The organism is Ureibacillus thermophilus (assembly GCF_004331915.1).
Lineage (GTDB): Bacteria > Bacillota > Bacilli > Bacillales_A > Planococcaceae > Ureibacillus > Ureibacillus thermophilus.
This window is the reverse complement of sequence record NZ_CP036528.1, coordinates 1,506,855-1,532,892: the sequence shown is the minus strand read 5'-3', so window position 1 is coordinate 1,532,892 and position 26,038 is coordinate 1,506,855. Positions and strand designations below refer to the sequence as shown.

22 protein-coding genes and 1 pseudogene are annotated in these 26,038 nt (G+C 38.0%); 5 read left to right on the top strand and 18 right to left on the bottom strand.

Features of this window, described 5'->3' with window-relative positions; all coding sequences use genetic code 11:
• Positions 1-7: 7 nt before the first annotated feature.
• Complete coding sequence (locus DKZ56_RS07570) at positions 8-1,675, bottom strand: GspE/PulE family protein (RefSeq protein ID WP_208649430.1); 1,668 nt, start codon at positions 1,673-1,675, stop codon at positions 8-10.
• Positions 1,676-1,690: 15 nt separating this feature from the next.
• Positions 1,691-3,007 (bottom strand): VanW family protein, encoded by a 1,317-nt coding sequence (locus DKZ56_RS07565; protein WP_208649429.1) that lies wholly within the window; start codon positions 3,005-3,007, stop codon positions 1,691-1,693.
• A 440-nt stretch (positions 3,008-3,447) separates the two neighbouring features.
• Between DKZ56_RS07565 and DKZ56_RS07560 the strand changes: the two genes are divergently transcribed.
• From DKZ56_RS07560 to DKZ56_RS07525, 5 genes and pseudogenes are all read left to right on the top strand, one after another.
• Positions 3,448-3,906: a hypothetical protein gene (locus DKZ56_RS07560; protein ID WP_208649428.1), complete on the top strand. Its 459-nt coding sequence runs from the start codon at positions 3,448-3,450 to the stop codon at positions 3,904-3,906.
• An 81-nt stretch (positions 3,907-3,987) separates the two neighbouring features.
• Positions 3,988-5,559, top strand: a pseudogene (locus tag DKZ56_RS15965) (IS3 family transposase).
• A gap of 667 nt (positions 5,560-6,226) precedes the next feature.
• Entirely contained in the window at positions 6,227-6,652 is a 426-nt protein-coding gene (locus DKZ56_RS07535; RefSeq protein ID WP_208649423.1) for a type IV pilus modification PilV family protein, read from the top strand.
• The gene (locus DKZ56_RS07530) at positions 6,645-7,151 is read left to right on the top strand and encodes a PilW family protein (RefSeq protein ID WP_208649422.1); all 507 of its coding nucleotides are present in this window, start codon (positions 6,645-6,647) and stop codon (positions 7,149-7,151) included. The genes DKZ56_RS07535 and DKZ56_RS07530 overlap by 8 nt, the downstream gene beginning before the upstream one ends.
• A 1-nt stretch (position 7,152) precedes the next feature.
• Entirely contained in the window at positions 7,153-9,060 is a 1,908-nt protein-coding gene (locus tag DKZ56_RS07525) for a hypothetical protein (RefSeq protein WP_208649421.1), read from the top strand.
• 59 nt (positions 9,061-9,119) lie between these two features.
• Here the strand turns inward: DKZ56_RS07525 and glnA are convergent, their stop codons facing one another.
• From glnA to cotE, 16 genes are all read right to left on the bottom strand, one after another.
• Positions 9,120-10,454, bottom strand: coding sequence for a type I glutamate--ammonia ligase (glnA, locus tag DKZ56_RS07520; RefSeq protein WP_208649420.1), 1,335 nt, complete (start codon positions 10,452-10,454; stop codon positions 9,120-9,122).
• A gap of 22 nt (positions 10,455-10,476) precedes the next feature.
• Positions 10,477-10,872: a MerR family transcriptional regulator gene (locus DKZ56_RS07515; RefSeq protein WP_208649419.1), complete on the bottom strand. Its 396-nt coding sequence runs from the start codon at positions 10,870-10,872 to the stop codon at positions 10,477-10,479.
• A gap of 205 nt (positions 10,873-11,077) precedes the next feature.
• A complete protein-coding gene (locus DKZ56_RS07510; RefSeq protein ID WP_208649418.1) occupies positions 11,078-11,692 on the bottom strand; it encodes a Bax inhibitor-1 family protein in 615 nt (204 codons plus the stop codon).
• 53 nt (positions 11,693-11,745) lie between these two features.
• Entirely contained in the window at positions 11,746-12,357 is a 612-nt protein-coding gene (locus tag DKZ56_RS07505; protein ID WP_208649417.1) for a histidine phosphatase family protein, read from the bottom strand.
• Complete coding sequence (locus tag DKZ56_RS07500) at positions 12,347-13,423, bottom strand: pyridoxal phosphate-dependent aminotransferase (RefSeq protein ID WP_208649416.1); 1,077 nt, start codon at positions 13,421-13,423, stop codon at positions 12,347-12,349. The genes DKZ56_RS07505 and DKZ56_RS07500 overlap by 11 nt, the downstream gene beginning before the upstream one ends.
• Positions 13,398-14,351 (bottom strand): adenosylcobinamide-phosphate synthase CbiB, encoded by a 954-nt coding sequence (gene cbiB, locus DKZ56_RS07495; protein WP_208649415.1) that lies wholly within the window; start codon positions 14,349-14,351, stop codon positions 13,398-13,400. The genes DKZ56_RS07500 and cbiB overlap by 26 nt, the downstream gene beginning before the upstream one ends.
• A 1-nt stretch (position 14,352) precedes the next feature.
• The gene (locus DKZ56_RS07490; protein WP_208649414.1) at positions 14,353-15,027 is read right to left on the bottom strand and encodes an adenosylcobinamide amidohydrolase; all 675 of its coding nucleotides are present in this window, start codon (positions 15,025-15,027) and stop codon (positions 14,353-14,355) included.
• Positions 15,028-15,162: 135 nt separating this feature from the next.
• Positions 15,163-16,413 carry a methionine gamma-lyase family protein gene (locus tag DKZ56_RS07485; protein ID WP_208649413.1) on the bottom strand — a complete coding sequence of 417 codons (1,251 nt, stop codon included), beginning with the start codon at positions 16,411-16,413 and terminating at the stop codon, positions 15,163-15,165.
• 195 nt (positions 16,414-16,608) lie between these two features.
• On the bottom strand, positions 16,609-16,911 hold the full coding sequence (locus tag DKZ56_RS07480) for a rhodanese-like domain-containing protein (protein ID WP_208649412.1): 303 nt from the start codon (positions 16,909-16,911) through the stop codon (positions 16,609-16,611).
• 179 nt (positions 16,912-17,090) lie between these two features.
• Positions 17,091-17,321, bottom strand: coding sequence for an RNA chaperone Hfq (gene hfq, locus DKZ56_RS07475; protein WP_208649411.1), 231 nt, complete (start codon positions 17,319-17,321; stop codon positions 17,091-17,093).
• A 54-nt stretch (positions 17,322-17,375) separates the two neighbouring features.
• Positions 17,376-18,308, bottom strand: a complete 933-nt coding sequence (gene miaA, locus DKZ56_RS07470) for a tRNA (adenosine(37)-N6)-dimethylallyltransferase MiaA (protein WP_208649410.1) — start codon at positions 18,306-18,308, stop codon at positions 17,376-17,378.
• Positions 18,281-19,207 (bottom strand): alpha/beta fold hydrolase, encoded by a 927-nt coding sequence (locus tag DKZ56_RS07465; RefSeq protein ID WP_208649409.1) that lies wholly within the window; start codon positions 19,205-19,207, stop codon positions 18,281-18,283. The genes miaA and DKZ56_RS07465 overlap by 28 nt, the downstream gene beginning before the upstream one ends.
• Positions 19,185-20,843, bottom strand: coding sequence for a glycerol-3-phosphate dehydrogenase/oxidase (locus DKZ56_RS07460; protein WP_208649408.1), 1,659 nt, complete (start codon positions 20,841-20,843; stop codon positions 19,185-19,187). Before DKZ56_RS07460 ends, DKZ56_RS07465 begins: the two co-directional genes overlap by 23 nt.
• 35 nt (positions 20,844-20,878) lie before the next feature.
• Complete coding sequence (gene mutL, locus DKZ56_RS07455; protein ID WP_208649407.1) at positions 20,879-22,741, bottom strand: DNA mismatch repair endonuclease MutL; 1,863 nt, start codon at positions 22,739-22,741, stop codon at positions 20,879-20,881.
• A 12-nt stretch (positions 22,742-22,753) separates the two neighbouring features.
• A complete protein-coding gene (mutS, locus tag DKZ56_RS07450) occupies positions 22,754-25,324 on the bottom strand; it encodes a DNA mismatch repair protein MutS (RefSeq protein WP_208652096.1) in 2,571 nt (856 codons plus the stop codon).
• Between the two features lie 132 nt (positions 25,325-25,456).
• Positions 25,457-26,035 carry an outer spore coat protein CotE gene (gene cotE / locus DKZ56_RS07445; RefSeq protein WP_208652095.1) on the bottom strand — a complete coding sequence of 193 codons (579 nt, stop codon included), beginning with the start codon at positions 26,033-26,035 and terminating at the stop codon, positions 25,457-25,459.
• Positions 26,036-26,038: the final 3 nt, after the last annotated feature.

The window sequence follows — 26,038 nt, the reverse complement described above, 5'->3', positions numbered from 1 at the left end:
TCCCTTTCTATTCGACCCTTGAAACACGTAATACTTCTTCTGTTGTAGTCAAGCCTTGTAAAACTTTCAAAAATCCATCTCCAAGTAATGTGCGATAGCCTTCACGTTTCATATAATCCATAATTGCTGGAGTCCCTTTCCGCTGCAAAATGTATTCTCTCACGGTACGATCGATAGGCAAGATTTCATGAATTGCAATTCTTCCTCTATAGCCGGTATGGTTACAAACTGCGCAACCGCGACCTCGAAGCACATGTTCTATTTGAAGCCCTTCCTTAGAAAATAGCTCCTTTTCCCGCAAGGTTGCAGGTACAGTTTCTGCACAGTCACGGCATACTCGTCTTACTAAACGTTGTGCGATAACTCCGACTACAGAAGATGCAATTAAAAACGGCTCAATCCCCATATCTTCAAGTCGAGAAATCGATTCTACGGCGCTGTTTGTATGGAGAGTACTTAAAACTAAGTGACCAGTAAGGGAAGCTCGAGTGGCAATCTCTGCTGTTTCAGTGTCACGGATTTCTCCAATCATAATAATATCTGGGTCTTGGCGGAGTATGGAGCGCAATCCTGTGGCAAAAGTTAATCCAACTTCTTCTCTTACTTGTATTTGGTTGATTCCTTCCAATCGATATTCCACAGGATCTTCAACCGTTATGATATTAACACCTTCTTGGTTCAGCTCAGATAAAGCGGCATACAACGTCGTCGATTTACCTGATCCAGTTGGACCGGAAATGAGTACGATGCCGTTTGGTCTAGAAATCATGTACCGGAATAATTTTTCATTTTGTTCGCTAAACCCTAATTTATCAATACTCGTGGCAGCATTGTTCAAATCGAGGATACGCATAACGATTTTTTCGCCGTAAATCGTCGGCAAAGTTGATAAACGTATATCCACCGGTCGAAAATTGACAGTTGTTTTAATGCGCCCATCTTGCGGTAATCGGTTTTCAGTAATATTTAGATTCCCCAAAATTTTAATGCGGGCAGTGATCATATTTTGCATATGTTTTGGAAGGGAACGCTCCGTTCTGAGCACACCATCTATCCGGTATCTTACCCGAAATTTCGTTTCTAGCGGCTCAAAGTGAATGTCGCTCGCCCGTTGCAATACGGCATTGGAAATTAATTGGTTCACTAAGCGGACGATTGGTGATTCCTCATCGGTGATTTGCTGCTCCACAGTTTCAGAAGTTGTATCGTTTAAATCTGCCATCGCCTTATCCAAAGACTCTTGCAAATCATAATATTTTGCAATGGTTCTGTACAAATCATCTTTTGCAGCAATGGCCGTTTCAATATGGCAACCAGTTGCCATCCGAACTTCCTCGATGGCAAAATAGTCCATTGGGTCAGCCATTGCAATGAACAATCTATTTTTATCTTTTCTGATAGGCATTATTTGTACCCGTTTTGCCAATTCTGCCGGCACTAATTGAAGCACTTCCGGATCGATATGATATTGGCTTAAGTTAATATGCGGAACGCCCAATTGGAATTCAAGCACTTCAATCAATTGTTGCTCTGTTATAAAGTTTTCTCTGATTAAAAAGTCTCCCAGTTTCTCATCTTTTGATTTATTTTTCAATGCATAGTCGAGTTGTTCAGGTGTAATGACTCCTGCTTCTACAAGCAAGTCCCCTAATCGTTTCCGATTTTTTGCAATCATTTTGTCCTCTCCTTTCTATGGAGTTACTAAATTACCGCCTTTATCATAGTAACTTCCAGGAGGCAAATCTTCATCAAGACTCACTTCATTGCTGTTGTCGTAATCCGGTAATCCATCACCATCTAAATCCACGTTTTCTACTAGACTAGAATTTGTGTTATTGCCCTGTTCTTCAATCGCATCAGAAACTGGTTGACTTGTTGATTTCAACACGATTCGATTTATTGGAGCATAATAATCTCTACTAATCTCTTGTATTTGTTCGTCCCCATTTTCCGAAATCTTTCTTGTAACCGTTACTTGAAGACCCTGTTTCTCTTCTTGAATTAACTTCGTTGCACCCATTGGCAAATCTTTAGAGTATCTGTTTATGATTCGAGGTGCGATAGGTTGTTGATCAACATAAACTTGGACTGTCGCTTCTTTTACGCTAGAATACAACTCCACTTTCAACCGATTGTCTTCAACGGTTGTTTTCAGCAAATATGGATGCTCAGAAACATTAACAAATTGTAAATCCTTCTCTGTAAAAGCATCTATATATACATCCATGCCGGGCTGCAAATAATCTGGAATCTCTTTTTGCGGGTGTCTTTCCAAAATCTCCACTTTGCTTTGTAAAACTGTATTGTAAATCATTGAGCCAAAAAAATTTAATCCTTCAATGTTTGCGGAATCTGTTAGATTTTCTAAATCTGTCAACAAAGAAAATGGGTTGTTCGGCTTTAATATATATTCGTCCAAAGCTTCCGCTAATAATTGTACGCCTATTGCGTTTTCGGGAATTTCCTCAATGGATAATGCGATTCTTTCATTTTTAAGCTGTGTCGTATCGGTTACAATTGCCTCAATTTCATGGGATTTTAAATAAGAAGCTTGCATAACAACTTGATTGTAAGTTTCCTCCGTATCCCAAATGGAGATGTTAGAAATTTGATTTTTTACAACGTCACTCTCTGATATATATATTGGAACTTGCACTTTCCTATCAGATGTCCAAAACAGGAAAAATGGTTTGTCTGTTAGATTTCGGTAATTTTTTATTGACCGTTCGATATCAAATTGTATTTCCTGTGGATTAATCGTCAGTTCTGCACCGCCACCCTGTATGATGATTGGCTCTGATTTCCATTCAAGAATTGCATTTTCCAGCACTTCTTTTATTTCATCATCTTTCAAACCAGAAACATTGACTCCACCAATAGTAGAACCATTTGCTCGTTTCCCGTCCGCAGAAGCTTTTAATGAAGTTTGCATGAAAACAATTAAGCAAATCATTGCAATAATCACAAGGATGAAGGTGAATGCTTTATGGTATTTTATGTACTTCAACCTATCACCTCGTCGCTGTAATTTTTTTCATTATTTTAGCTAAAAAATACTAAAACAAAAGATGTCGAATTGATTAATAAGTCACTATAATTATAGATTACAGTATTTTCTATAATTTTGTATGATTCTTTATGCCTAATTTGTGAAAATTTAGCTGTTTTTTCATTAACTATAGAATCGCTGATATCTTTTATTAAAAAATAATCGTTCTCTTATGCTATTATTGTATTAATAAAACTTTGTTACATGTATTAAGATTTGTATATTTTGTTTCTTTTTTGTACCCTGATATTTTCCATTATATTCAAGAGGATCATCCGCCATAAATACTTAAAATTGTGACAATGAGAGAACAAACCTTTGAATCCACTAGCGATTTTCACCTTTTTCGGTTACATTGAAGATAGATTTCAAACCACATATATAAGAAGGTGCATATAGTGAAATACCTAAAAAACGAAAGAGGCGGTAAACCTCTTATCATTACAGTAGTCATTCTTTGTGTTTTTTTCCTAATTTCAGGCGTTGCAACGGTTTATTTTACTATGAAAGACCGAAATTTAAAATTTTCAGAAGAAGTGGTAGCAGAAGCTACAAAAGTGGCAGAAGCAGAGCTTGCTAAAGTCTTTGCCGTTACTGAAAAATATCCCTTTGAAAAACGTTTCGAAGCAATCCAATCGATTGGTTATCGTGAACCGAAAGAAGGAGAGTACGCCGTCTTCACCTTCGAAAAGGAATATGATGAAGATGATGAATTTTACGTTATTTTGAAAATGAGGCCCCATAAAACAGAAAAAAATTTATCCATAATAAACGTCGCTGTATTCGATAAGAAAAGCGGTTCTCGAATCATAGAAAAAAATAATGTTTTGAAATGGGAAACGTCAGAAAATGAATAATCATTTTAAGGTGATATGCTCCCTATTAGGTAGACAGATGAAAAAATAAAAATTCATCTGACCTAATAGGGGGCTTTCATTATGACCTTTTACAAGTATCCTAAAGAGTTCATGTTAAAACTGATTCATTTATATTTAATGGGTGATTATTCATTTAAAAAGCTTGCTCGTCAATATAAAATTCACCAAAGCATTTTAAAAGAATGGGTTCGAAAGTATGAAGCTTTTGGTGAAGCGGTCTTTCGCTCTAACTTTTCTCCACGATGCTATACAAGAAAACAGAAGATTCAAGCGGTGGAGGATTATTTATCTGGTGAATATTCTTTACTCGAATTAATGAAAAAACATCAAATTTCAGGTAGAACGATTTTATTGAAGTGGGTGAAAAAGTATACTAGTCATGGTAATATAAAAGATTCGGGTAAAGGATTGAGTAAAACAATGACAAAAGGTAGAAAAACAACCCTACTAGAACGAATGGAGATAGTCGATTTTTGCTTAAAGCACCATAAAAATTATCAATTAGCAGCCCAAACTTATCAAGTTTCTTATCAACATGTATACCAATGGGTGAAAAAATTTGAGTTACATGGAGAAGAAGGGCTACAAGATCGCCGTGGACGCACAAAATCAGAGGCTGAATTAACGACGGAAGAAAAATTTAAATTAGAAATCAAACGAATTGAACGCGAGAATGAACGTTTACGTGCAGAAAATCTATTTTAAAAAAAATTAGAGGAAATCGAAAGGAAGTGTCGTTAACCCAAGTACGATTACAAACTCGATATGAGGCCATTCAAGAATTACATGAAACCGAACGCTTATCTATCATTTTACTTTGTCACATCGCAGGCGTTTCACGAGCAGCTTATTATAAATGGCTGAAACGCACTCTATCAGCGCGTGAACAATTGAATGAATCACTGTTAGAGGGCATTAAAACGCTTCACGAACAAGTCAATGGAATCTATGGTTATCGTCGCATGACCATCACCATTAATCGATACAGAAAAATGGCGAATGAGCCCCTTGTCAATAAAAAACGCATTGATTGTTTGATGAAAATTGCGAAGATTCAAGCAGTGATTCGAAGAAAACGAGAACGATATAAGAAATCACCTGTTCAACACGTCGCTGAAAATCGATTAAATCGCGAGTTTACTGCAGAAAAGCCCAATACGAAATGGTGTACAGATGTAACGGAGCTGAAATATGGGAACGAAAAAAAAAGCCTATTTAAGTGCCATTATTGATTTGCATGATGGTTCTATTGCGAGTTATGAATTGGGCCATTCCAATAATCAATTCGTTTTTAAAACCATACGAAAAGCAATCCAAACCCTGAAACCTGATGAACATCCACTCGTACATAGCGATCGAGGATTCCAATATACGTCCAAAAAATATAAGGAGATCATAGACGAGGCACAATGAACACAAAGTATGTCTCGTGTGGGTCAATGCATCGATAACGCTCCAACTGAATCCTTTTGGAGTAAATTCAAATGTGAAAAATATCATTTGAATACCTATGATTCATATCAAGCACGGAAACAATCGATTGATGAATCTATTTATTTTTATAACCATTTCCGTTATCAGAAAAAATTAAACGGCTTAAATCCCTTAGAATACAGGGCTCAAGCCGCTTAGTAACATTTTTATTTTTTACACTGTCTATTTGACAGGGAGCAGTTCATTTTTTAGACATGCCCCTTTTTTATTGGATCGATTCAATATTAATATAAACATTTTAAGGATCTCTAATGAGTAAGCAGAAAAAATCACTTTATTGTCAATATTTCAATAGAAATGTAATTTTCTTCATTTATCCTTCACATATAATGATATTGAATAAGAAAATTTTACTACTCATCCCTTAACGAGAAAATATATTGTTTTATTACACACAATGACATTTATTGTTGCAAACAAACTGGATATTAAAAATGTGAAAAAAAAGAAGTGGAACGACCTACACTCCAAAAGAAATTTTTACTAATTTCTAAGTCATAAATGTGAGTTCATAGCATTTTTATAACTTTATACCCATTTTCAACCACCTATTACATTTGTATTATATTAATAATTAATCTTAAAACTATTCTATTTAAAATATGTCTTTATTACTACTATTTCATCAAATCTGAAAGTTTACTCATAAAATACAATGAAAAAGATTTCTTCAATATTTGGGATCATTCATTCAATAAATAATAATCACTGCTACTCAAATCCATACTTTATGCATTCGTTTTTCATTGATCAATCTCTATTCATCAAAGACATTTTTTGTTGTTATGACAGGTAGGTGAAGAAATTGTATTTAAAAATTTTTAATATGATTAAGAATAATCAAGGTTTTTCGTTAGTTGAAGCTGTCGCATCAATTGTTTTAATTACAATCGCTTTACTTAGCTTTTATTCATTATTCATTTCTTCGTTTAATACTGCTAATTACAATAATGACAAGTTAATTGCTATCAATTTAGCTGAAGCAGAACTTGAAAGAATAAAGTTATCTCCTTTTGAAACCGGTAATTTACCCCCAGTAGATTATTCAGTAAATTATAATCAAACTATTCGAAAAACAAAAGAAATATATTCGGGCGGCGATACTTACGACCTCGAAATTATTGCAACACAAAATAACAATGAAAAAAACAACAAATTAATTAACGTTATTGTTACTGTTGAATATAACGGTAAAAAAAGTACTGTAGAGGGGTACGTAATATATGAATAATCAAAGAGGTCTCACTTTAGTTGAGCTACTTGCAGCAATCATTATTTCCAGCTTTGTACTTCTTTTTTCTACTACCCTTTTAATAAATTCTTTTAAAACACAAGAAAAAGTAACCACCGAAATTGCTATAAGAGACGCAGCGGATTTTATTATGTCGAGTCTAATAAAAGAAATATATACCTCAAAAAATTCTGAATTTAAATTTATAGAAGATCCTAGTCACAATAATTATTATCTTGAAAAAATTGATGATTCTTCAACTATTACCGGATTTAAAAATGGGCAAATTTATTTAAATGGTTCAACACTTCAATACAATGATGCAATCGTTGAAGTTGTATGGGAAAAAAGCGAAATTGGGTACACTGAGGATACCAATCTTAATCGTACATATACTATCATGTTGACTTTACAATCTACCAAAAACAATTTTGAAAAAACCTTTAAAACTGAAGTTCGATCAATCAATGATCTTAAAAAAGAAGAAGAGGAGGGTTAGTATGTTAAAAAAATATATTAACAATTCACAAGGATACACCCTATTCCTTACCTTTGCGATTATCATATTATTTTCAGTAATAGCTTTTTCATTAGTTACATTATCTATGAACGGGACCGTAAGAAACACTACTCGCGAAGAAAATGTTCAATCATTAAATTTAGCAGAAAAGGGCTTAGATTATATTGTAAATGATATCAATACTAGCCTTGCCGATTTTACAAAAAGCGGAAAATCAAAAGATGATTTTATTGATGAGTTAGAAAAATATGACAAAAATCATCCGAAATATCGATGTACATTCGACTCTAACGGGAATCTTATTAGCGGATTAGTCGTTACAACAAGTAAGGCTTCCGACCAATCTATCGCTTGTATTAAAGAGGTACATCCAGTTTATGATGAAGACGGGGAATTAAATGTATTAAAAAGAAAATTAGAAATAGTAAGCATTGGTAATGTTAATGGGAAAAGAAAACAATTAACAACATTTGTAGAAATTGGAGCTGATAAAGTTCCTGAACAGTTAAAATATGCACTCACTTCACAAGGAAATATTCATTTAAACGGTGCGGTACAAATAACTGGCGATTTAAGGTTTAACGGAAGCTTAACCACTTACGAAAAAGCTCATATAATTAATGATAATCATCACTATTGGGTTGAAAGCTTAAAGCCAAGTATGAAATCAACAAGTAAACATAGTAGCCCAAAAATTGTAGTAGGTAATAATAGTAAATTTTATCAAGTGGTAGACAAACTAACTAATAAAGAACGTTACGATAGGATTCACTTATTGAATAATAGCGTATTACGTAACATCGAAAAAGATAAAATAAGCGATTTATTTGATACTAGCGTATTTGATACTGCTCCTTCGGTTATCACTACCGATTCAGAAATAAAACCAGTGGATATAGAGAGTAAAAAATCTGCTTATAAATACGAAAGAAATTCACCTAATACAACAGATTTACAATCAATTCCAGATAGTTACAACATATCAAGTGGTACTTATAAAGGTAAAAGATACTTAGTTTATACAAAAACTTATTTAGGTTGGTGTGGATTAGTCCCTTGTACAAAAACAAGATACTATGTACCAAATAATACAGAAACCTTTGTATTATTATACGGTAATTTTGAGTTTGATCGCCTTGCTACGAATGCGAATTTAAGTATTAAAGGTGGAGATAGAACTTCTACAAAAGTCAAGATAAACGATACTTTGTATGTAAATGGTGATTTGACGATTACAGGTAAAGTTGAACTGCAAGGTAGTATCTTTGTGAATGGAAAACTCATTATTGAAAATTCTGACTTATCAGCTAATGCATTAATTTATGTAAATGGTCAATCAGGAGTTGATATTCAATATTCGAAAATAAACAGCCTTACTTACAAAAATGATAATGGCGAAAATTCAAATGGTACGTTAGTTATTTTCTCAAAAGGAAAAGTAGAATTAGCTAATAATTCATTATGGTCTGAACATGATAAACCGAGTGAAATTTATGGTTATCTTTATTCAGATCAAGAACTTGAAATATACGGTGTAGGATCCAATATGAAAATCCATGGCGGTATTTATGGGAATAGAATTACTTTACATGCTATCAGGGGAAAATCTAGTAAAAGTTCGTTTTCGAATAGTAAAAAATATGGAGACGATTATTACTTAATAAGTGAAAAACAAGATGATTATGATACTTACAATTCATATCAATCTCCGAATGATTCTCGCTGTAGTTATCCGAATAAAAATAACCAACAAAAATGCTATAAATACCACTCACGTTTGCAAGTTCATTATAACGAAGATGTAGTTGCCACATATCTTCAATTAAATCGAACAGAAGAACTAATCTACAATGTTGACATACCGAGATATATAGATAAACAAATGTAAAATGTAAAACAGCAGCCAATAGATAATTCTAAGGCTGCTGTGTTTGTATACTTAACTAATTAATACATTTTCAAATAATGCTCTCTCTCCCACGGGTGAACTGTGGAGCGGTACATTTCGAATTCGATTTCCTTCGCTTCTTTAAAGTTTTGATAGATGTGTGGTCCAAGTGCGTTTTTCACCACTTCATCTTTTTCAAGCAAACGAAGAGCATCATCGAGCTGTGCAGGCAAGTTTTCAATTCCGTTTTCGCGGCGTTCCTCTTCCGTCATCACATAAATGTTTCGGTTAATTGGAGCTGGTGGAGTTAATTTGTTTTTAATCCCATCCAAACCAGCAGCTAAAATAACCGCCATCGCTAAATATGGGTTTGCAGATGGGTCAACAGAACGCACTTCAAGACGTGTTGACACACCACGGGACGCTGGAACGCGAATCAACGGCGAACGGTTTTGGGCAGACCAAGCAACATATACAGGCGCTTCAAAACCCGGAACTAAACGTTTATATGAGTTCACTGTAGGGTTTGTAATGGCAGTAAAACTTTGCACATGTTTTAACAAACCAGCCATAAATTGCATTGCTGTTTCAGATAATCCAAGTTCAGTGTTTGGATCAAAGAAGGCATTTTCATTTCCTTTGAATAAAGAAACGTTGCAGTGCATTCCTGAACCGGCTTCGCCAAATAATGGCTTCGGCATAAATGTTGCGTGTAAACCATGTTTGCGGGCAATGGTTTTCACCACTAATTTGAAAGTTTGAATATTGTCGCAAGCTGTAATAACATCCGCGTATTTGAAGTCAATTTCATGTTGGCCTGGCGCCACTTCATGGTGGGAAGCTTCCACTTCAAAGCCCATTTCTTCCAATTCAAGGACGATATCGCGGCGGCAGTTTTCCCCTAGGTCCGTTGGGGCTAAGTCAAAATAGCCTCCATGGTCGTTCACTTCAAGAGTCGGTTCTCCGTTTTCATCTAATTTAAATAAGAAGAATTCTGGTTCCGGCCCTAAATTAAAATGTGTAAAGCCCATTGCTTCCATTTCTTTTAATACACGTTTTAAATTTGTGCGAGGGTCGCCTAAGAACGGCTCCCCATCAGCAGTATATATATCGCAAATAAAGCGAGCCACTTTTCCTTTTCCTGTTGTCCAAGGGAAGACCATAAATGTATCGAAATCTGGGTATAGGTACATATCGGATTCTTCAATGCGCACAAAACCTTCAATGGATGAACCATCGAACATCATTTTATTGTCCAGCGCTTTATCTAATTGGCTTACAGGGATTTCTACGTTTTTAATGGTTCCTAAAATATCTGTAAATTGTAGTCGGATGAATTTTACTTCCTTTTCTTCCACTAATCGATAGATGTCTTCTTTTGTGTATCGACCCACAATTCCACTCTCCTATTTGTTATTATTGGTAATATCGAGTAACATCTGCATATCTAAGCGAAGGTTTTTGGGAACGGGATTGGGCAATTTTCATTTCCTCCCGCAAAATGCTGCGGATTTTTTCCTCAGAAAGTTCTTTATCCAACTTTCTTTCTAATTTTGCCTCTTTTTTCATCTCAAAAACCTTTTTTATCCCCGCTATATTCAACCCTTGTTCAAGCAAATCTTTAATTTCTAAAAGCAAATCTACATCATTTAAAGAAAACATTCGCTGATTGCCTTCTGTACGATGAGGGCAAATTAAACCTTGCTCCTCGTAATAGCGAATTTGCCGTGCAGTCAAGTCTGTTAATTGAATGACCGTTCCTATAGGCAATAACGGCATTGATTTTCGAATTTCGCTTGTCCGATATGTCATGTCACTCCCCTCCAATGAAGTTCATTTTACTATCTGTCATCTTGTTTGTCAATGTTATGTAAGGAAACCTTACATAATCAAAAGAATTGTATGAACGAAAAATTTTCTGCATTTTTCCATGAAATATTTTTCTTTTTTGCGTTTTAACCAAAAGAAAAAACTGCAGAAAATTAATCTGTTCATTTCTACAGTTTTTTCTAATACTCTATCTTCTTTTGTATCCGGTTAGAAATTCCAATGAAAAGAACAAGATATTGATAAAAGACAAATATAACCTGAGGGCGGTATTGATCACTTCATTCTCCCTTACATAATGTTTTCGAATCAAGTTAAAATGATGAACTGTAAAAAGCACTAAGGCCAACACTAGGAAACATGAAAGCAATAAATAAATGATGCTCTTATAAGGAATGAAAAAATAAATAAAAACAAAGAAAACGAGAATCAGTAAACTTGCCGCAATATAGGCTGCTCCATCTGTCATATACAGGAGCATTTTCAATCCCAATAGAGCAAGGAAAATAAAAAGAATCGCTGTTCCAATGAAAATAGAGTATAGAAATGCTGTTCCAATGCTAATGACAAACTGCGCCAGCCAAAAGAACAACATCCCTGTAAAAAATGGGATCATATACAAGAAAACTTCGGCGATAACCAAATTTCGGACGAATCGAACAACAAGCAGGAAAAGGATATCTATAATAGAAACCACAAGAACAATGGAAGAAGGAAGAAATACCGCCAATATAAAACTGAGCGCCGATAGTGCCCACATCAAGGCAAAATGTTTTAAAACAAGACTTACATGATGGCCGTACATGGCAACAACTCCATTTGATGATCTAATTCAATATATTTTTCTATGGAGTTGTCTTATTCAAGAAAATCGGTTTTGCCGATATACTCAATCATTCTTTGTTTTTTGAAAGAGACAATTTTTGTCACACTGGCTCCATCAATCTCAAAGTCCCAAATATGGTTTATGGGCAGCTGCAAAATGGATATAATGAGTGCCCTTATGGCGACGCCATGGGATATTACTAAAATTTTCCCCTCGCTGAAGCTGCTTTCACAATATTCTAGAAAGTTGTTCATTCTTTGGATGACTTGTTGAAAGCTTTCGCCTGTATCAGGAATGTATTTTTCAGGCTGATGGCAATAATGGGCATATCTTTCAGCGTCGAATGTTTCTATATCGACAATCCGTTTTCCCTGCCAGCTGCCTAAATGAATTTCCAATAATCTTTCATCTTTTTTAATCGTTAAATCATATCCCGCTAATAATTGGGCCGTGTGAAATGCCCTTTCGGAAGTACTGGAAAAAGCCGCATCAAAACAGATTTCTTTTAATTGTTCCTTTAAACGGTTGATTTGTCTGATGCCATTCGGTGTTAACGGGGAATCAAGCCAGCCTTGCAATCGCCCTTCCCGATTCCATTCCGTTTCCCCATGGCGCACGAAAAAAAGTTCTAATTTATTGTCCATACCATTCATCCATTATTTGTTGAAATTTCTCCATCGCTTCTGCTTTCTTAATGCCGATTCGGAGCCACTTGCCATCCATGCCGTAGAAGTTTTCTGTATGCCGCAACACTACGCCTTTTCGAAGACAATCAAAATAAAAGTCCTGCGTCTTTTCCGGTTCTTTCAGCTGAAAGCATAGAAAGTTCGTTGCGCTGTTCGTGATGATGCATTGTTTCTCAAGTAAATAGTGTTCAAGACGAGCTTTTATCTCAGCGTGTTTTGCAATGCTTTCATGCCGGAATGCTTCATCTTCCAAACACCATTTGCCAACTTCAATGGCCAACGCATTAACATGCCAATGGGGAAGCTTATCGTTTAATTCCTCCACCAGTTCTTTCCGTCCAATGAAATAGCCCAACCGAATGCCTGCAATGCCATACATTTTCGTCATGGACCTTAAAACGGTTAAATTCGGATACCATTCAATCAGCGGTATGGCCGATTGAGTTTCATCAGTCCAATCCATAAAGGCTTCATCCACCAAAATTTCACATCCCAAAGCTTTCCCAAAAATCAGCAGTTCTTCAATCGTTTTCTTTGGGATGAGGGAGCCTGTGGGATTATTAGGGTTGCATAAATAAAGGCAGGCTGCATCCTTCATCTGTTTTTTGATTTGCTCAATTGGGAGCTGATAGGCAGTAATGTTTTCCACGGCCAGTTCCACCAATTTTGCTTTTTGAGCTTCAAGGGTTGTTTTATATTCCGAAAAGGTTGGATGTACAATGATCACTTTTTGATTTGTAAATCTCCCGGCAAAAAAAGTCAATAATTCAGCAGCCCCGTTGCCGATGAGAAGGTTTTCCCGTTTGACATGATGTTTCTGTGCCAAAAGCGTTCGCAACGGTTCAGCTTCTGGATGGGGATAAGTCATAATATGGCGCAGCAATTGATGCCATTTTTCTTTTATCGCCGCAGGAAAACCGAAAGCATTTACATTTTCGCTTAAATCGTATACTTTTTCTGGCATCGGAATTTGAAAACGTTCGTAAAGAGTTTGGTAATTAGCTCCATGGGATGGATATTGCAACGATGACACCCCCGATTAAGATGGTAAACAAAAAGGACGCAATGAGCATTTGCCGAATTGTTTCTTTTATATGTTCGGCTTCCAATGGAACATCGGCGATTCCCATATATGCCCGAAAAGATGGAATGCCTTGATAAGAGTTGTAGCCTCCAAGACGGATGCCCAATTGATAACTTGTTGCTGCTTCCAAATAGCCGCTGTTGGGACTTGGATGCTTTTTCGCATCCTCTAGCCATAAACGAAAGCGTTCTTTCAACGGTCGATTTGTTTTATTTTTCGTGAAACATAATATGATAAATCCTGTCAGTCTGCTTGGAATGAAATTGGCTATATCATCGAGCCTTGCGCTGAATTTTCCGAATTCCATATACTCCTCATTTTTATAGCCAATCATGGAATCCAATGTATTAATGGCTTTATATGTCCATAAACCTGTTGCACCAAAAAGGCATGCATAAAATAATGGAGCCGTCACCCCATCGCTTGTATTTTCAGAAACCGTTTCCACGACACCGCGCACGATTTCCGGTTCATTTAAATGTTCCGTATCCCGTCCGACAATCCACGATAACTTTTTTCTTGCTTCTTTCAGATCTCCTTTTTCTAAGGCTACATAAACTTCCATCGCCGCTTCCTTTAAGCTTCTTTGGGCTAGTCCAACTCCGATTAAAATTCCTTCCACGATAATGCCCACCATCACATGAATTCCATAGGACACATAAACGATCAAAAACGTCGTGACGGCAGCAGTCGATACTACGAGAATAGCCGTGACAGCACCTTTAAAAAATCGATGAGATCCATGATTCAATTTCGTTGTAAGAAAGCGAATAAAAGAGCCGATCCATCGAATGGGATGAGGCATTTTTGGAGGATCGCCGATGATAAGATCCAGCAATTGCCCGATGATTACAGCTAGGATGGTCATGTTATGATGTTCCTTTCTTAAAAGCGATATATTCATCAACGGCTTCACTTAACGTTTCATATAATCCTTTTCCAATAAGGGAACCTACTTTTGTAATGGAACCTCCATATTGATGAAACTCCCCATTTTGTGTGGAAGCAATGCAAATGCTGTCGGTGGAAGTGCCTGTCGCAATTGTTCCGGTGGTTTTGTCAAGTATTTGTTTTTCAGAGAGCACTTTCGTTTTCGCTTCCACTGCGCAGCACATGGCTTGAATCAATGCCTCATCCGTCAAACGGCCGTTAATCAAAATAAAAATATTGATTGTACCGATTGAAGGATCGGAGGAATCGTTGTAAGCGTTCGTCACATCCACTGCATTATTTAATCCTGCTGTAACGAGCAATAGGATGGAAGTATCCCCGTCATGGTAAAAGCGCGAAAAGGCAAATTTCATATCAACCGCGGTCATCATGGCAACGGTTTTGTCCAAAGGAAACCCTTTCGACTGAAGAAATTGCTTCATTTCTTCATGGGCATCTGATGGATTATAAGTCGGGTCAACAGTTCGATTAATAAAATATTGATAATATCCATAACCTGCGTTGTGGATGGCCGTACTGATGGTGCGAAGCGGTTTTTCTGCCTCAATGGCGATATATTCTCCATAATATTTGATAGAGTTGAGTGTTATCATGATTTTCCCTCTTTTTGTAAACTCTATATGTACGTTAACACAAATAATAGTATGGTGCGAGCCAAAATTTTTTGGCGTCCATGATGACAGTTGATTCTCAGACTCTAAAGAAAAAGCAGCTCAAGTTGAACGGCTTTAAGAAAATTTCAGTTTTTGAACCGCGCTGCAAACCGCATATTTCACGTGTTCGTAAGTTAATCCTCCCTGCACGTATGCAGTATACGGCGGACGGATTGGGCCGTCAGCTGTCAGTTCGATGCTGGAGCCTTGCACAAAGGTGCCTGCAGCCATAATGACATCATCTTCATAACCAGGCATATAGGATGGCACAGGCGCATAGTGGGCGTTGATTGGAGAAGCTGCTTGGATTTCTTGGCAAAAGGCAACCATTTGCTCTGCCGTTTGGAATGAAACGGTCTGGATTAAATCGGTGCGGTATTCCGTATAGTGAGGAGTTGTTTTCATTCCCACCTCTTCCAGCATCGCAGAAGTGAAAATTGCTCCTTTCAAACTTTGAGCAACTACATGAGGCGCTAAGAAAAATCCTTGATAAAAATCGATCAGCGTATTTAATGAAGCGCCTGCTTCTGCACCAATTCCTGGGCTCGTCATCCGAAAGGCGCATTTTTCCACTAAATCGGCTCTTCCAGCGATGTAACCGCCCGTTTTTGCAAGACCTCCCCCCGGATTTTTAATGAGAGAGCCTGCCATTAAATCCGCTCCAACTTCGATTGGTTCAAGCTTTTCCACAAACTCCCCATAGCAATTGTCCACAAAAATGACGACATCTTTCTTGATTTCCCGCACTTTTTCACACATTTCGCGAATTTGTTCAATGGTAAAGGATGGTCTAGTGGCATAACCTTTTGAACGCTGAATGGCTATCATTTTTGTGTTTTCATTGATGGCTTTTTGGACGCCTTCCCAATCGATTTCCCGATCGTTAATTAAGTCGATATGCCGATAGCGGATGCCAAAATCTTTTAAAGAACCTGTATCTTTTTCTCCTCCATCGACAATGGATTGAAGGGTATCGTAAGGTTTCCCTGTTATATAGATGAGTTCATCTCCCGGACGAAGCACGCCGAATAAGCTTAAGGTGATGGCATGGGTTCCGGAGATGATTTGGCTTCTAACAAGGGCGCTTTCTGCACCAAATACTTCCGCATATACCCGCTCTAGCGTATCTCGTCCTTCATCGTCATAGCCGTAGCCAGTGGATGGATTCAAATGAAAGTCGCTTACTTGATGTTTTCGGAAGGCTGTTAATACTTTTTGCTGATTGAAAAAAGCTGTTTCTTCCACTTTTTCAATGTACGGTTTTATTTTTTCTTCTATTTTTTTTGCAAGTTCTACGATTTCCGGTTTTAAGTTTGATACAAACATTTCGAATACTCCTGTCTAAAATCTTACTGTTTATCCTATATCATCTTATCAATTCGTTGTTAGGAGTCAACTGTATTGTAAGGGATGGTTTTTTCAAAATCCATTTTAAACTTATGCAGGAAATTTCGAATAGCGAATGTCCATCCAATTCCATAAAAAAAGCGGAGTCCTGTGAAGAACCCCTTCTCATTTATATTATTTAAATTCCAACTCTCCGTCGTATTCCAACATACCGCCTTCAAGGTTGACTACATTAAATCCATTGGCTTCCAAAAATTCGCAAGCTTTCCCGCTGCGGTTTCCAGACCGGCATACGATAATGTATTGTTTTGACGGATCTAATTCATTCATGCGTTCAGGAATGGAGCCAAGGGGAATATGTACTGCTCCAGGAATCATGCCATTAGCAACTTCAAAATCTTCCCGAACGTCAATAATATTCAAGTCCTCATTAGCATCCAATAAATTGATTAATTCTTCTGTAGTCATTGTTTTCATGAAAAAAACCCTCCAAACCTTTTCATATGCTACTTATTATAATCTACAATAGAAAAATCGGCGAGTCTGAAACTTCTCATCTTACATTTGCTATAAAACGAATGGACATGATTGTTGCGCAATCTACTGCGCAAACACATCATGCCCATCTTTTTTTTGCAAAGACTTCTTATGAAATTTTAGTTGTTTTCTTCAGATTGAAACTGAACATTTTTGGATGGTGAAAATGTTGAAATAGCATGTTTATAAATTAAATGCTGTTTTCCTTCCGATTCAATTAACACAGTAAAGTTATCGTAGGATTTGACTGTTCCTTTTAATTGGAAGCCATTTAATAAAAAGACAGTAACAAAAGTATTGCTTTTACGCAAATTGTTTAAGAAAGTATCTTGTAAATTGATTGATTTCACACCGCACACCTCATCTATTTTTTTCTCTAGTGTAAAATATTCGATAGCATGAATTTAATTTCCTTCTTTATTATAAAAAAATTTAGACATTTTTATAATACTTCCCCAATCATTTCCTATCCAGTGTACGTCCATTTTATTTCGAAAATAGGTTAATTGCCTTTTGGCATAGCGGCGGGAGTTTTGCTTGATTTGCTCCACTGCTTCATCAAGGGAAATGCGGCCGTCCAAATATTCATACAATTCTTTATACCCTATGGCTTTGACGGCCTGCACATCTCGGATATTTCTTTCCCACAAACTTCGAACCTCATCAAGCAACCCTTGTTCCATCATTATATCCACCCGCTCATTGATGCGTTTGTACAATTCTTCCCGGTCGATATTCATTCCGATAATGAAGTGATTGTACAATGGAACATGGCCTCGGTTCAGCTCTTCCGATTGTTTGGATATGCCATGCAGTTCTATTAATTCCAGTGCTCGGATGACGCGGCGGGTATTATTTGGATGAATTTGTTTTGCCGTTTCCGGGTCGAGGGCCGCCAGTTTTTCATGCATTGCTTTTGGCCCGATTTTTGCCAATTCTTCATAATATTTTTTCCGCGCTTCTTCATCTACTTTTTCTTCTGCAAATTGAAAATCATACAAAACCGCTTGAATATACAAGCCTGTACCGCCAACAATAATCGGCAATTTTTTTCGGCTTTGTATTTCTTTTATTTTTTCCCGTACCAATCGTTGATATTCCGCAACGGAAAAACTTTCTGTCGGCTCTTTAAAGCTTAATAAATGGTGGGGGATGCCTTCCATTTCTTCTTCACGGATTTTGGCGGTGCCGATATCTAGCCCTTTATATACTTGCATCGAATCCCCGTTAATAATTTCACCGTCAAAGGCTTTTGCCATTTTAATGCTTAATGCCGTTTTTCCTGAAGCCGTTGGACCAACGATGGTCACTACATCAATATATTTTTGTTTTTCCATTTTCTTAACCACCGTAATAATACTTCATAAACTAGTTCTTTATTTTGTTCATTTAAAATTTCGTGGCGCATCCCTTCAAATAAATAAACCGCCACGTTTTCAAGACCTGCTTTTGTCAACTCTTTGGCAACTTGGAAAACCCCTTTTCCATTATTCCCAACTGGGTCTATGCTGCCGCTGATGAAAAGGACAGGCAAATCTTTGCGGATTTTTTTATTTTCCTCTTTTCGGCTAATGAGCAATAACCCATCCGTTAAATCTTTAAAAAATTGATGGGTTGGGATGAATCCGCAATATGGGTCTTCTATATATGTTCTCACTTCTTTCACATCGCTTGTCAACCAATCGAAAGGCGTTCTTGCGTTTTCAAAATGTTTATTGAAACTTGAGAATGATAATTCATTCATTAATTTGCTTTCTATCTCTTTTCCTTGGAAGCGGACAAGAGATTTTGCAAGGATATTCCCGATATAATGCAAAGCTGTTGTTGAGCCGGTTCCGCAAAGAATACATTGATGAATGAGGCTTGAATGAAGCTGAATAAATCTTCGGGCAAGGAATGAACCCATGCTATGCCCGAATAAAATAGTGTCGCATTGCCGATTCATCGTTTCATTCATAATTTCATAAACGTCTTCTACAACCCGCTCAAATCCATCTTCATCACAAAAATAACCGAATTTGCCGCTCGCTTCTCCCGTTTTTCCGTGGCCGCGATGGTCATGGACAATCACCCGATACCCTTCCCGGCAAAGCAATTGGGCAAACTCGTCATAACGCTCGCCATGCTCCGCCATTCCGTGAAGAATATAAAAGTTTCCAACAGGGTTTTCTGTTTCATAAATTCTAGTATAGATTTGCTGCCCATCACTCATCTCAATCCAACGCGCCTCTTTCATTGCCATCACCCTTTGCATCATGAATCAATTGATTTAACTGCATGGTATAAAATAATTTTTCACTCTCAGAATAGCCAATCCTTTCACTCATTATGTCAATGACTGCATCTTTTGTTTGTTCCACCAGCGCGAGATTAAAATACATGAGGTTCGTTCTGCGGATGAAAAAATCGGCTGGCGTGTATGCCATTTCTTGGTAAATGCTGTAAAGTAACTGGGCATACAACGATTTCGGAAGGGTTTCAGCAGCTTTTTCCTTGCCTAATAACTCAAAAACCCGGTCGATATTGGTGCCATACATTTTGGCAAGCATTTTGGCATCACCGAAATTGAGCCCATATTTTGCTCCTTCCATTGCCTTTTTGTTTAGAAAATCCTCAAAACGAGAGGAACGAAGCCCTTCTGAACCGGATAAAGGAAGCTTTTTCGTCATGCACTTTTTGGCATGCCGGAAACGATGTTTTTTTACAATTTTGTCCACAATTCGCTCCGACATCAGCCGATACCCTGTGAGCTTTCCGCCGGCGATGGTCATCAAGCCGCTTGGGGACGTCCAAACTTCATCTTTCCTGGAGATGTCTGACGGGTTCTTTTTCTCTTCATATATCAGAGGACGAATGCCCGCCCAAGTGGATTCGATATCCTTAAACCCTATAGAGAGAGTTGGAAAGACAGATTTTAAAGCATCCAGCAAATATTCTATATCTTCTTTTTCTGCAACAGGATGAATCGGATCATCTTCATAAAAAGTGTCGGTTGTTCCCACATATATTTTTTGTTCCCTTGGAATGGCAAAAACCATCCGTCCATCCTTTGCATCAAAATATATAGCTTGCTCTAAAGGAAGCACGGATTGATCCAGCACAATGTGGATGCCTTTTGTTAATCTCAATGTTTTTTCTTTCTTTTGATTTGGCACGTCTTTTTTTAACAGCTCATCCACCCATGGCCCGGTAGCATTAATGATTTGAGTTGCATGAATCGTAATCATTTCACCGGAAATTTCATCGCGCACTTTCGCTGCTGCAATGCGGTTTTGATGATAAATAAAATCTGTCACCCTGGCATAATTCAAGCAGATGGCTTTATACTCCACCGCTTTCTTCAACACTTCAAGGGTGAGTCTTGAATCATCGGTTTTATATTCCACATAATATCCTGCACCTAGCAATCCTTCTTCTTTCAAAAAAGGAACGAGTGCCAATGTTTCCCTCTTTGAAAGCATTTTCCGCCGCTCCGATTTGCGGACTCTCGCAAGAAAATCGTAGAGTTTTAATCCAATTGATGTTGATATCATTCCCAAAGAGCCATCTTTATAAATGGGGAGCAGCATTTTCTCAGGGGTGGTCACATGAATGCTATTTTCATAGACGATTTCCCGCTCTTTTCCTACTTCTGCAACTAGTCGAAATTCCAATTGTTTTAAATAGCGCAGCCCCCCATGAATCAGCTTGGTTGAACGGCTGGAAGTGCCGCCAGCGAAATCTTGCATATCAACAAGCGCAACGGACAAGCCTCTTGATGCAGCATCCAGAGCAATGCCAGCACCGGTAATACCGCCGCCGATTACTAGTACATCAAAAGAATAGCTATTCAATAAATGCAAAATTTTGGAACGATCTTGAAATGAAAACATCCGAGCACTCCTTTATTCTGTTTGGCTGCTTCCCCTTACATCACCCGTTTAAACATTTTTTCAATCTCGTAAGTTGAGAAATGAATCATTACTGGACGTCCATGAGGGCAAGTAAATGGATCTTCCGCTTTTCTCAAATCTCGGATTAAAGCTTCCATTTGCTCTTTTGTTAAATAATAATTGGCTTTAATGGAACGTTTGCAGCTCATCATAATGGCCGCATCTTCCCGCAGTTTTTTGACATCGGTTTTTTTCGTTTTCAATACTTGTTGGATTAATTCCTCAATAATTTCCTGTTCAAATCCTTTTGGAAACCAAGTCGGATGTTCCCTCACGACAAAGGAAGAAGGTCCAAAGTCTTCAAGAAATACCCCCACTTCCTCAAGGGCATTTCGATTTTCTTTTAAAATCAACGCTTCATCTTGCGTGTAATGGAACGTCAACGGGAGAAGCAGCGCCTGCCGCTCATTCGGATCCACTTCACCTACTTTTTCCCGAAAATATTCATATTTAATACGCTCTTGGGCAGCGTGCTGGTCAATTAAATAAAATCCGTCTTCCATTTGGGCTACGATATATGTTCCATGAATTTGGCCGACCACTTCAAGCTCAGGAAAAGGCTCTTTTTTCTCCTTGGGGGCTTCTTCATCCAACACAGGAGTTGTTTGTTCCGCTAGTTGAGCTTCCCTTTGGTTTTCATCGCTTTTTGGTTCTGCCCATTCTTCCACATAGTCAGTCGGCGATATTTCTTCTAATTCACTTGTTGGACTTTCATTAACCACCTCAGCGTCTTTTTTTAACCGTTCCACAATCGTTTGGAATTTCGATTCATTAATGGTCGGTTGTTTCCAAATATTCAATTGTTCATTTGCCGGACGGGACACCTTCTCTTTTTTTTGCACTAACGGAACATTCATATGCCCGCGGATGGCATTGCGGATGGTGTTTTCAATTAAAGGAAGCAGTTCTTCCTCTTTACTAAGACGAATTTGCAGCTTGGCAGGATGCACATTTACATCCGTTAAATACGGATCTCCTTCAATATACAACACGACGATTGGATATCTTTCAATCGGCAAAAAGGTATGGTAGGCATCCACAATAGTTTTTTGAATAATATAATGCTTCACCCATCTTCCGTTTACAAAGATGGACATATAGTTTTTGGATGCCCGAGAAATTTCAGGCAGCGTTGCATAGCCGTGGATGATATAGTCCTTTGATTCTCCCCGAAAAGGAATCATTTTTTTGGCATTTTGCATTCCGTAAATAGCTGCTAATACTTGTTGAACATTTCCTCGGCCATTGGTTTGAAGAAGAGTTCCTCCGTTATGGACGAGCTTAAAAGCAATATTGGGATACGCGAGGGCTAAGCGATTCATTAAATCAATGGAATGGCCAAGTTCCGTTTGAATCGTTTTTAAATATTTCAGCCGTGCCGGTGTATTATAAAACAATTGGGAAACGGTAATTTCCGTTCCTCTTCTAAGCGGCCCAGGTTTTTTCGATACAATTGTTCCTCCTTCAAGCTCCAGTTCCACTCCCGACTCTCCGTCAGATGTCACCAATCGCAATTTCGAAACAGCTGCGATAGATGCCAACGCCTCTCCACGGAAACCGAGCGTACGGATGCGAAACAAATCTTGCTCCTTTGAAATTTTTGATGTGGCATGGCGGGCAAAACAAAGCTGTGCATCCTCTTCATCCATGCCGCTCCCATTGTCAATGACTTGAATGGAGGAAAGCCCTGCTTCTTCAAGGAACACTTCAATGGAAGTACTTCCGGCATCTATGGCGTTTTCCACCAGCTCTTTGACAACGGATGAAGGCCTTTCCACTACTTCCCCTGCTGCAATTTTATTGGAAAGCCATTCATCCATGAGCCGAATTTTTCCCATCGGTATCCCTCCTTAATTCTTTAGTGATTGCTGCAATTGATAAAGCAGATTCATGGCTTCGATCGGCGTCATTGATACGATGTCAGCTTTTTGCAGCGCTTTTATTACTTCCTGTTCATTGGAGTTTAACGAAATTTTCTCCTGTTTTGGTTCCTCTTCAAATAAAGAAAGTTGAAAAACTTCTTCTTTTTCTTGTTTTGCGCCCCCCACTTGCTGGGATTCAAATTGTTCCAAAAGGGTTTGGGCTCGGTCGATAATTTCCTGCGGCATGTTGGCAAGTTTTGCTACATGCACGCCATAGCTTTTATCTGCCGCCCCTTTTTTTACTTTATGCAAAAATACCACATTGCCATGTTTCTCAACTGCGCTGACATGTACATTTTGCAGTCTTTGAAGCTCTTCTTCCAACGCCGTAAGTTCATGATAGTGGGTAGAGAATAAAGTGTTTGCGCCGATATGGTCATGAATATATTCCATCATTGCTTGGGCTAGAGCCATGCCATCATATGTGGATGTACCGCGCCCGATTTCATCAAATAACAACAAACTTCTTTCCGTTGCATTCGTAATGGCATTTTGGCTTTCAAGCATTTCCACCATAAAGGTAGATTGTCCACTGGCTAAGTCATCCGCTGCACCAATCCGTGTGAAAATTTGGTCTGTAATTGGCAATTCGGCTTCATCGCAAGGCACGTAGCAACCCATTTGCGCCATAATGACAATGAGCGCCACTTGACGCATATATGTACTTTTCCCAGACATATTTGGTCCGGTAATCAGCATCATATTTTTCTCTTCTGTCAACACACAATCGTTTGGTACATACCCTTGTTTATTCAGCATTTTTTCAACGACCGGGTGTCTTCCTCCGAGAATTTTCAAACTTTTTCCATCGTGGAATTTTGGTTTTGTAAATTGATATTTTTCGGAAACGACCGCAAAGCTTAAATACACATCCAATTCGCTGATGAGTGAAGCGAGCTGCTGAACGCGGGGAATATATTCTTTCAGCTGTTCCCTCAACTTCACAAACAATTCATATTCAAGGGCTAAACTTTGTTCTTCCGCATGTAAAATTTGCGTTTCTTTTTCTTTTAATTCCTCTGTGATAAAGCGTTCGGCATTGGCTAAGGTTTGCTTTCTGAGATAGCGTGAAGAATCGATATTTGTTAAATTCGATTTCGTTACTTCAATGTAATAACCAAACACTCTGTTAAAACCGATTTTCAAATTCTTAATGCCCGTTCTTTCCCGTTCCTTTTGTTCCAATTGGGCAATCCAATCTTTTCCGTTTCGTGCAATGTAGCGCAGTTCATCCAGTTCTTTGCTGTAGCCTTCACGGATGACGTCCCCTTCTTTAATCGCAATAGGCGGATGGTCGGTGATGGCCTTGGAAAGCAAGTCTTCAATATCTTCACAAGCATCTATTTTATTGGCAAGGTTTATAAGCATCTCTTTATTGCTTTCCAATAGCTTTTCTTTAATGGCAGGTACTTGTCTAAGGGACTCTCGGAGCTGGGCCAAATCTCTGCCCCCGACATTTCCAAATGCCACTCGGCCAGCCAGTCGTTCCAAATCATATACTTTTCTTAAAAGTTCTCTCAGTTCATCTCGCAGGAAAAATTCATCGATTAAATCTGTGACGGTATTTAATCGTTCTTCAATAAGCGTACGATTGGCAAGAGGTTGATGGAGCCATTGTTTCAGCTTCCTTCCTCCCATGGCTGTGACCGTCTCATCTAAAATCCATAATAATGTTCCTTTTTGATCTTTGCCTCGAATGGATTGGAGCAATTCCAGATTCCGCTTTGAATTAGCATCAATTTGCAAATATTGTTTTGATTCCGTATAAGCAAAAGGCTTAATATGGGATAGGGAGCGCATTTGTGTTTTTTCAATATATTGGAGCAAATATTTCGCCGCGCCGCAGCATTTTTTTGGCAAATGAATTAAATATTTGCTTGCTTTCCCTTCTTCCATCTCTTCATTTTCAATGGATAACACGATGCCAAGGTTTGCCGCCTGCTCCTGTAGAACGAGCTTCAATTCTTCCGTCACAACTAGTTCCCGAATATTGTAGGCTTGGAGCTGTTGAAAAAGCCCTTTTATGCCGCCTTCAACGATGAAAGAATTCCCTTCTCCCGTGGATACATCCAAATACGCCAAAGCAAATTCTTGTTCTGACAACCGCTCGGCACAACCAATAAAAATATTGGATTTATTATCAATCGTTTTTCCTTCTACCAGCGTCCCAGGTGTGATGACTTGAATCACTTCCCGTTTCACAACGCCCTTTGCCTGTTTTGGGTCTTCCACCTGTTCACATATGGCTACTTTATACCCTTTTGATACTAACGTTTCAATATAACTTTGGGCGGAGTGATAAGGTACGCCGCACATCGGCACCCGTTCCTCTCCCCCCGCATCCCGGCCAGTTAATGTAATCTCAAGAATTTGAGATGCTTTAATGGCATCTTCAAAAAACATTTCATAAAAATCGCCTAAGCGAAAAAAAAGAAAAGCATCTTCATATTCCGCTTTAATAGTTAAATACTGTTGCATCATTGGTGTGTATGTAGTCATGATATTCCCTCACTTAAATTTCTCTAACATATTATAACACGATGAAAATTACTGCGAGTAATGAGAACAAACCCTTTTTAAAACATTAGGAGCACCATCTCATTTTATAGTTGATGGTGCCCTTAATGCAGATTATTGAAAGGATGAAGAGTCGCTGCGGTTTGACTCTTTGTAATCAAAGTCTGATGAACTTGAAGAGGATGAAGAGCTAGAGGATTCATCTTCGTCTTCAGCATCGTCAAAATTCCATTCTTCTTCAAATTCAATTGGATGTACAGATACAACGATTTTTGTTTCACCGATGAGTTCAACTAAGAATTCCCGTTCTATTACAATGTTGAAGCAATCGCCTTTTTGATTGATGATAGCTTCTATGCAGTTAGGCTGCTGCAACACTTTTACATGCACTTCATTGGAGTCGATGATTTCTTCATCGCGATAATGCAATTTAATGCGGTCTTTATATGGAATTGTTTCTGAATAAACAGCTGTTTTGGAATGGTTATTGTAAGCATACCATACGTTAACATCGTATTTACCAGAAACCTCAACATATTTTCCGACTTTTTTCGCAGAGTAGTGATGATTGATCACCCAGCATCCTAAAATGCTTGTTGGCGTGTTCGGTGGACGCAACACTTCACTGGATTCGGTACGTTTTTTCCCCTTTGCAATAACCGCTTTTGTCACAATTTGACGCAAACGTTTCAAATA